Origin of the sequence: Blastococcus sp. MG754426, from assembly GCF_021699055.1 — a bacterium.
Lineage (GTDB): Bacteria > Actinomycetota > Actinomycetes > Mycobacteriales > Geodermatophilaceae > Blastococcus.
Genome location: NZ_SSXC01000120.1, coordinates 1 through 7,879, shown reverse-complemented (window position 1 = coordinate 7,879; position 7,879 = coordinate 1). Strand labels below are relative to the sequence as shown.

Annotated in this window: 8 protein-coding genes and 1 pseudogene; 3 read left to right on the top strand and 6 right to left on the bottom strand. The window is 74.5% G+C overall.

The window, feature by feature from the left end:
• Both E9549_RS21925 and E9549_RS23875 read right to left on the bottom strand, forming a co-directional pair.
• Nucleotides 1–484 (bottom strand): hypothetical protein (locus tag E9549_RS21925; RefSeq protein ID WP_236828711.1); only part of this gene is annotated, 484 nt, incomplete at its 3' end.
• A 132-nt stretch (nucleotides 485–616) separates the two neighbouring features.
• Nucleotides 617–1,012: a hypothetical protein gene (locus E9549_RS23875; protein WP_304505821.1), complete on the bottom strand. Its 396-nt coding sequence runs from the start codon at nucleotides 1,010–1,012 to the stop codon at nucleotides 617–619.
• Nucleotides 1,013–1,100: 88 nt separating this feature from the next.
• Here E9549_RS23875 and E9549_RS21915 point away from each other — a divergent pair, with 88 nt between their 5' ends.
• Entirely contained in the window at nucleotides 1,101–1,931 is an 831-nt protein-coding gene (locus E9549_RS21915) for a helix-turn-helix domain-containing protein (RefSeq protein ID WP_236828710.1), read from the top strand.
• 29 nt (nucleotides 1,932–1,960) lie between these two features.
• Entirely contained in the window at nucleotides 1,961–2,128 is a 168-nt protein-coding gene (locus E9549_RS21910) for a hypothetical protein (RefSeq protein ID WP_236828709.1), read from the top strand.
• A gap of 136 nt (nucleotides 2,129–2,264) precedes the next feature.
• Here E9549_RS21910 and E9549_RS21905 read toward each other — a convergent pair whose 3' ends face one another.
• The 3 genes from E9549_RS21905 to E9549_RS23695 form a co-directional block, all read right to left on the bottom strand.
• Nucleotides 2,265–4,166: a hydantoinase B/oxoprolinase family protein gene (locus tag E9549_RS21905; RefSeq protein WP_236828708.1), complete on the bottom strand. Its 1,902-nt coding sequence runs from the start codon at nucleotides 4,164–4,166 to the stop codon at nucleotides 2,265–2,267.
• On the bottom strand, nucleotides 4,163–6,235 hold the full coding sequence (locus E9549_RS21900; RefSeq protein WP_236828707.1) for a hydantoinase/oxoprolinase family protein: 2,073 nt from the start codon (nucleotides 6,233–6,235) through the stop codon (nucleotides 4,163–4,165). The genes E9549_RS21905 and E9549_RS21900 overlap by 4 nt, the downstream gene beginning before the upstream one ends.
• A gap of 85 nt (nucleotides 6,236–6,320) precedes the next feature.
• Nucleotides 6,321–6,452 (bottom strand): hypothetical protein, encoded by a 132-nt coding sequence (locus E9549_RS23695; RefSeq protein ID WP_255715832.1) that lies wholly within the window; start codon nucleotides 6,450–6,452, stop codon nucleotides 6,321–6,323.
• Between the two features lie 266 nt (nucleotides 6,453–6,718).
• On the opposite strand from E9549_RS23695, the pseudogene E9549_RS21895 reads away from it, so the two are divergent.
• Nucleotides 6,719–7,285: pseudogene (locus tag E9549_RS21895) on the top strand (peroxiredoxin family protein); the annotation flags it as partial.
• Nucleotides 7,286–7,355: 70 nt separating this feature from the next.
• On the opposite strand, the gene E9549_RS21890 reads toward E9549_RS21895, so the two are convergent.
• Entirely contained in the window at nucleotides 7,356–7,772 is a 417-nt protein-coding gene (locus tag E9549_RS21890) for a MarR family transcriptional regulator (protein ID WP_236828706.1), read from the bottom strand.
• Nucleotides 7,773–7,879 lie beyond the last annotated feature (107 nt).

Sequence of the window (7,879 nt, the reverse complement as noted above, 5' to 3'; positions counted from 1 at the left end):
AGGGGTCGCCCTCGAAGGGCGCGAGCAGCTCGTCGTCCAGGTCGACGCCCAGGTCCTCCTCGGCCGCCGTGGTCGCGAACGAGCCCTGCACGGTGCCGGCCACCTCCACGCCCGTCTCCGGCTCCAGCCCGTCGACCGCCTCGGACGCCAGCACCAGCAGGGGAGGCACGCCGCTGTCGGCGGGGCCGGTGATCACGAAGACCTGGGGGGCGATGACCGCCTCGATGCCGGCGGAGAGCACGACCTCCTCGCCGAGGTGGAGGTCGAGCTCCTCGACGAACTCGCTGTCGTAGGCGCCCTCGTAGCTGGGGCCCGGATCGGTCTCGCCGAAGCCCTCGTCCTCCTCCTCCTCCGTCGTCTCCTCGGCGGCGGTCCCCGCCTCCGGCTCGGAGTCGTCGTCCCCGCAGGCGGCGAGGGCGAGGGGGGAGAGCGCCAGCGACGCGGCGACGGCGAGGTGGGCGAGCGGGCGGAGTGGTCGTGACAAGGGTCGGTCCTCCAGGTTCGGAGTGCTCCGGGGCGTGCTCCCCGGCGTCCGGTCCCCGTGGGCTTTCCGGTGACGTCCGGGCCCATGCGCGTCACCGCCGTCCGTCGTCCTTTCGTAACGCGGGCCCGGGCGTCAGCGCCGGCGCAGGCCGGCGATCTGGAGGCCGGCGAAGCCCGCCACGGCGGCGGCCTGGAGGAGCACCCACGCGGTGCCCGCGCCGGTCAGCCGGAAGACGCCGGCGGTGACGACGCCGACGCTCCCCGCGGCCCACAGCGCGTTGGCGGCCACGACGGCTCCCGCTGCGGCGCGCGGGACCGGGCGGCGGGCGGCGACGGCGGCGACCGCGACGGCGAAGACGAGCAGGAAGGCGCCGAGCCCCCGCAGCGTGCCCTCGGGGACGCCGAGCAGGTCGGCGAGGGCGGGGGCGGCCAGGAGGTAGGCGGCGCCGTTGGCCCCGGTGACTGCGGCGTCGAGGAGCAGGGCGGCCCGGAGGAGGTCGGCGGGGCGGGTGGCGGTGGTGGTGTTCATGGCAGCACCGTCCCGCCGCGGGGTCAGCGCGTCGATTACCTCGCAGGTAGGCGACAGGCCCCGTCCCGCGGCGCTAGCGTTCCGCGCCGTGACCGCGCTGCAGGCCCCGCCGGGGGTGGGCGAGCTGCTCCGCCGCTGGCGGCAGCGACGCCGGCTCAGCCAGCTGGCGCTGGCCCTGGCGGCCGGCATCTCGGCCCGGCACCTGAGCTTCGTCGAGACCGGCCGCTCCCGGCCCAGCCGGGAGGTGGTGCTGCTGCTCGCCGAGCACCTCGAGGTGCCGCTGCGCGAGCGCAACGAGCTGCTGGTCGCCGCCGGGCACGCGCCCGAGTTCGGCCGGCGCCGGCTCGACGGGCCCGACATGGCCACCGTGCGGGCGGCGCTGGACCTCGTGCTGGCCGCCTACGAGCCCTTCCCCGCCCTCGTGGTCGACCGGGGGTGGCACCTGGTGGCCGCCAACGGGGCGGTGGCGCTGCTCACCGAGGGGGTGGCGCCCGCCCTGCTCGAGCCCCCGGTCAACGTGCTCAGGCTCAGCCTGCACCCCGACGGGCTCGCCCCCCGCATCCTCGACCTGCCGCAGTGGCGGCGGCACGTGCTGCACCGGCTGGCCCGGGAGGTGCACGTGACCGGTGACCCGTCGCTGGGCGCGCTGCACCGCGAGCTGGTCGCGCTCCCCGGGGGGACTGCCGCGGCACCGCCGAACGGGATCGCGGTCCCGCTGCGCGTCCGGGCGGGGGACGCCGTCCTGTCGTTCCTCAGCACGGTCACCACCTTCGGCACCGCCGTCGACGTCACCGCCGCCGAGCTGAGCATCGAGGCGTTCCTGCCGGCCGACGGGGCGACGGCGGAGGCGCTGCGCGGGCGGGCCGGCGGGCCGTCCGCTCCTGGCGCAACCCGCGTCGGCGCGGCCGGGCCGGGGTAGGGGCCGGGTCCGCCGAGGAGGAGGCCGAGATGACCGAGGTACCAGGGACCGACCGCGACGAGGCCCGGGAGAACGTGCTCGAGGAGACGCCGTTCACGCCGGAGGGCGTCGAGCAGGACACGTCCACCGGAGGTGACCAGGGCCAGGACGGCGACCAGGCCAAGCCGGAGCCCGGGACCACCGAGCCGCTGACCTGAGGAACGGGCTCCGCCGGGCGCGCCCCGTCGAGGGCGCAGGCGGTGCCCCGGACAGCAGCCGGCCCCTGCCCACCGTGGTGGGCAGGGGCCGACTGCGTGCAGCGGGTCGGGGCGACCGGGCGCGGTGCCCGGGGCGTCAGGGAGCGGGGTGCAGGACGTCGAACTCGTTGAACGCGGCGCCGCCGGAGAGGGTGGCGTAGCCGGGGCCGCGGTCGAAGAACGGCTCGTCCCCGGTGCGGGCGGCCCGCAGGGAGGCGCGCAGCTCCTCGGTGGCGGCCTCGTCCGCCGTCCCGTCCTCGAGCACGACGACGCCGTAGTCCTCGCGGGCGCCGGCCACGGAGACCTTGCGCCAGGCGATGTCGCGCAGCACCTCGTCCACCGGCCGGTCCAGCGGGTCGCCCCAGCCGCCGCCGCCCGTCGTGCGGATGCGCACGACGGTGCCGGCCTTCAGCGGCTCGGCGTCGGCCAGCGCGTCGACCTCGTGCTCGTCCGGGCCGCCCGGGTCGACGGTGATCTGGAACGGCCGCCCGGCCTTGCCCCCCTTGACCCCCCAGCAGGCCAGGATCGAGCGGTCGGCGATCGACATGAAGTGCGCGTCGCGGAGCACCCGGATGTGCTTCTCGTAGCCGCAGCCGCCGCGGTAGCGCCCGGGGCCGCCGGAGTCCATCGCCAGGCCGAGCCGCTCGACGCGCAGCGGGAAGCGACCCTCGGTGAACTCGGTGGGCAGGTTCCGCGAGTCCGGCACGACGTGGATGGTGTCCTCGCCGTCGGCGTAGTACCGCCCACCCGAGCCGCCGCCGAGCACCTCGCGCATGAGGTACGGCTGCCCGTCGAAGTCGGTGCCGTAGACGCCGGTGTAGCGGATCGTCTCCTGGTCGGCGGGCATCCGGCCGCCGGTGGCCTTGGCCAGCACGCCCGCCAGGACGCCGAGCAGCCGCAGGATGACGAACGTCCGGGCGTTGGTCGGCGCGGGGAAGATCGGGGTGAGCAGCGTGCCCTTCTCGGGGAAGCGCATCTCGATCAGCGGGACGACGCCCTCGTTGACGTCGAGCTGCGCCATCCGCTCCGGCGTCTCGGCCAGGTTGCGCAGGATCGGCGCCAGCCACTTCTTGAGGAAGTTGCCGTCGGCGTAGTCGCCGCAGTGGTTGATCGGGCCCTTGGCCTGGGGGCCGGTGCCGGTGAAGTCGATGACCAGCGGGGTCTCCTTCGAGGAGTCCATGGTCAGCGTGATCCGCTGGCGGTGGAGCTTGGGCTCCTCGACGCCGTCGTGCTCGGCGTAGTCCTCCCAGACGTAGGTGCCGTCCGGGATCTGGGAGAGGATCTCCCGCCGGTACACCTCGGTGGAGTTCGACAGGATCGCGTCGAAGCAGGCCTCGACGGCGGCCACGCCGTAGCGGTCGAACAGCTCGCCGAGCCGCCGGGCGCCGGCCAGGCAGGCGGAGCACTCCGCGTCGAGGTCGGCGGCCAGGGAGTCGGGCATCCGCGAGTTGCGCGTCATGATCTTCAGCGCGCTCTCGTTGGGCACGCCGCGGTCCCACAGCTTGATCGGGGGGACCATCAGGCCCTCCTCGTACACGCTGGTCGCCGCCGAGGGCATCGAGCCCGGCACCGCGCCGCCGATGTCGTCGTGGTGGCCGAACGCCTGGATGAACGCCACCACCTTCTCGGCGCCGTCCACGTGGGCGAAGACCGGCACGGTGACGCAGAGGTCCGGCAGGTGGCCGATGCCGCCCTCGGAGGCGTAGACGTCGTTGTGGAAGAAGACGTCCCCGACGTTCATCTGCTCGATCGGGTAGTCGCGCACGACGGGGTGCACGAGCGCCGAGTACGAGCGGCCGGTGAGCTTGCGCAGGTTCCGGTCGTGGATACCGGCGCGGAAGTCGTGCGCGTCGCGGATCATCGGGGAGCGCGACGTGCGGCCGATGGAGGTCTCGACCTCCTTCTCGATCGCGGCGAGCGTGCCCGCGACGATCTCGACGAGGACGGGGTCGGCGTCGACCTTCGTGGCGTTCAGGGGACCGGTGGGGAACGTCGTCACTGACCCGACTCCTTCGTGAGCAGCAGGTTGCCGTAGGCGTCGACGGTGGCGGCGAAGCCGGGGTGCACCGGGACGGTGGAGCCGAACTCCTCGATGATCGCCGGGCCGCTGACCACGTCGCCCGGGGCCAGGTCGGGCCGGTTGTAGGTGGGCGTGTCCACCCAGTCGTCGAAGAAGACGCGGCGGGAGCCCGTGACGGCCCGGTCCGTCCCGCCCTCGCGGGCCGGCAGCTCGACCAGGTCCGGACGGCGGATCGGGCCGATACCGCTCACCCGGAGGTTGACCCACTCCACGGCCTGGCGCGGGTCGTCGGCGAAGTCGTAGCCGTAGAGCTGGCGGTGCGCCGCGTGGAAGGCCTGCGCGACCTCCTCGGCGGCAGCCGTGTCGAGCTCGCCGTCGGCGACCGGGACCCGCACCTCGAACGCCTGACCGACGTAGCGCAGGTCCGCCGTCCGCTGCATGCGCTGCTGGTCGCGGGCGAAGCCCTCGCCGTCCAGTGCGTCGGCGGCCTGCTCCTCCAGGTCGGTGTAGACCGCGCGCACGCGGTCCAGGTCGAGGTCGGCGTGCTTGCTGACGACGGTCTGCACGTAGTCGTTGCGCACGTCGACGGTGAGCAGGCCGAAGGCGCTGACGTTGCCCGGGTTCGGCGGCACCAGCGTGCGCGGCAGGCCGAGGATGTCCATGAGCCGGCAGGCCAGCAGCGACCCGGAGCCGCCGAAGGTCGTCAGCGTGAAGTCGCGGACGTCCAGCCCCTTGGCGACGGTCACCTGGCGCAGCGCGTTCGCCTGGTTCCAGGCGGAGATCTCCAGGATCCCGGTCGCGGTGCGCTCCAGGGAGAGGTCGAGCTTCCCGCCGAGCTGCTCCAGCCCGGCACGGGCGGCGTCGACGCTGAGCGGGATCTCGCCGCCGAGCAGGTGCGGGGGGATGCGGCCGAGGACGACGTGTGCGTCGGTGACGGTCGGCTGGTCGCCGCCCTTCGGGTAGCAGATCGGGCCGGGGTCGGCGCCGGCCGACTTGGGGCCGACCTTGAGCGTGCCCTCGGGGGAGAGCCAGGCGATCGAGCCGCCGCCGGCGCCCACGGTGACGACGTCGATCATCGGGATCTTGGACGGGTAGTCGCCCACCGAGCCCTCGGTGGTCAGCGCCGGCTCGCCGTCGATGACCACGGTGACGTCGGTGGAGGTGCCGCCGCCGTCGCAGGTGAGCACCCGGTCGAACCCGGCGGTGCCGGCGATCAGCGCCGCGCCCAGGGCGCCGGCGGCCGGGCCGGAGAGCATCGTGGTGATCGGCTGGTGCACGACCTCGGCGGCGCTCAGGACACCACCGTTCGACTTCATCACGTAGAACGGCACGCCCGGCGCGATCTCGTCGAGGCGGGTGCGGATGTTGGTGACGTAGGCACCGACCTTGGGCTTGACGGCGGCGTCGACCAGCGTGGTCACCGAGCGCTCGTACTCGCGGTACTCGCGGAGCACCTCGCTGGAGATGCTGACCACCGCGCCGGGGTGCTCCTCGCGGATGACCTCGAGCACCCGCCGCTCGTGCGCGTCGTTCGCGTAGGCGTGCAGGAAGCACACGCCGATGGTGGTGATGCCGGCGTCGCGGAAGAACCGGGCGGCGGCGCGGGCGTCGTCCTCGTCGAGCGGGCGGACCTCGGCGCCGGTGTGGTCCAGCCGGCCGCGGACGGTGCGGACCAGGTCGGCCGGCACGATCCGAGGCGGCTTGACCCAGAAGTAGCTGTTGCCGTAGCCGTCGGGCACCGACTGCCGGGCGATCTCCAGCACCGACTCGTAGCCCTCGGTGGTGATGAAGCCCAGGCGGTCCAGCTTGCCCTCGAGCAGCTGGTTGGTGGCCACCGTCGTCCCGTGGCTGACGGCGGTGACCGCGCTGCCGTCGAGATCCATCAGGTCCAGCACCTTGCGGACGCCGGTGAGGAAGCCCTCGGCCGGGTCGGTGGGGGTGGACGGGGTCTTGGTCGTGGTCGTCCGCCCGGTTCGCTCGTCCACGGCGACGACGTCGGTGAACGTCCCCCCGGTGTCGATGCCGATGCGGACCCGGCGCTCGCTCATGGGGAGAAATCTTAGCGGTGAGACATCTCCACGGGAACAGCCCGGCTCGTGATTCCTCCGCCCCGTGGCGGCGGGACCGCCGGGATCAGGCGCCCCGGTTCAGCTCCGCGATGATCCGGTCCAGGGTCCAGCGGCGGGGGCGGCTGCCGCGCCGGCCGGCGGGGGCGACGCGCGTGGTGGCGCCGGTGGTGGTCTGCTGCTCAGCGGGGGTGGTCACGTCGGTGCCTGCTTCTCGTCGTCGTCGGTGGTGCTCTCCCGATTCAACGACCGCGCTGCCGGCAACCTGAGCGCTTTTCCTGTGACTCCAGGCACGACCGGGCCGCACGGGGGGTGAGTTCGGCCACCCGTGCCCCGGGTGCGCCGCGCCGAGGGCCTGCCTACCGTGGCCCGGTGGCCACCGCCGACCTGCTCGCGCTGCGGTCCGACGACCGCGCGGCCCTGCTCCTGATCGGCCTGCGGGGCGACTGGTAGCCCTACTGCTGCGCCCAGGCGGTCCGCCTGGCCCCGTCGCTGCCCCGCCTCGCCGCCGCCGGCACCGAGGTGGTGCTCGCCTCGGTCGACCCGCCCGAGGTCCAGCTCGCCTTCGACCGCACCTGGCACGTGCCCTACCGCTGGGTGAGCGACCCGGACGGCTCCCGGCTGGCCCGGCCGCTGGGGGCCTGGGACGAGGACGCCTCGATCTTCCGGCCGGTCGTCGTCGCGGTCGCCCCCGACGGCCGCGAGGTCTTCCACGAGCTCTCCCGCGACTTCACCGACCGGATCGACGACGAGCCCTTCCTCTCCGCGCTGGAGGGGCTGGGTCTGCCGGCGCTGCCGGAGCCCGCGCCGTGGGCACCCGAGGGCGTCGAGCCGCGGCCGTCCGAGCGGGCGTTCACGCCCGGCTCCTTCATCCCCTACTTCCGTGCCATCAGGTTCAACACCATGGCGCTGGCCGACCGGATGCGCGACGACGGCGACCGCGAGGAGGTGCTCACCGAGAACCGGATGGCCGCCTCCTTCCTGGAGGCGTTCGACGGCTGGCGGGCCGAGCGCCCGCCCGAGCGGCAGTAGTCGCACCCGACGCCGCGGCCGTGCGCCTCCCGGGGCGGCGGGAGGCCCCGTGAGGTGCGCAGTCGTGGGCTCAGTCGGCCAGGGTGCGGAGGATCCGGGCCAGCGCGGCGCGGTCCTCGGGCCCCAGGCGGGCGAAGAGCTCCGCGGAGTCGGCGTCGCGCGCCCGGCCGATCTCGCCCCGCACCCGGCGGCCCTCGTCCGTCGGCCGCAGCAGCACCGCCCGGCGGTCGGCGGGGTCGGGCGTCCGCGCGACCAGCCCGCGATCCTGCAGCCCGTCGGCCACCTCGGTCGCCGACCGGGGGGCGATGTGCAGCGCCTCCGCCAGGTCGCTGAGCCGGACGCCCTCGCGCTCGCAGACCACCCGCAGCGCCCGGGCCTGGTGGGGGGAGAGGTCCCAGGGTGCCAGGGCGTCGCGCCACCGGCGGCGCTGCGTGCGGGCCACCCGCATGAGCAGGTCGCCCAGCTCGCCGGTCCGGTCCTCCGTCACGGGGGAATGGTAGCGACGGTGCTCCGGTTACCGGACAGTGAGGTAACCTCAGCAACCTGGAGGTGGACGGGATCAGCGAGAGCATGACCGGCGGCGGGGGCCGTGGG

Coding starts and splice junctions, on each gene's coding strand:
- E9549_RS21910 (WP_236828709.1), top strand. CDS start 1,961: ATGACCGAGGTACCAGGGACCGACCGCGACGAGGCCCGGGAGAACGTG.
- E9549_RS23875 (WP_304505821.1), bottom strand. CDS start 1,012: ATGAACACCACCACCGCCACCCGCCCCGCCGACCTCCTCCGGGCCGCC.
- E9549_RS21900 (WP_236828707.1), bottom strand. CDS start 6,235: ATGAGCGAGCGCCGGGTCCGCATCGGCATCGACACCGGGGGGACGTTC.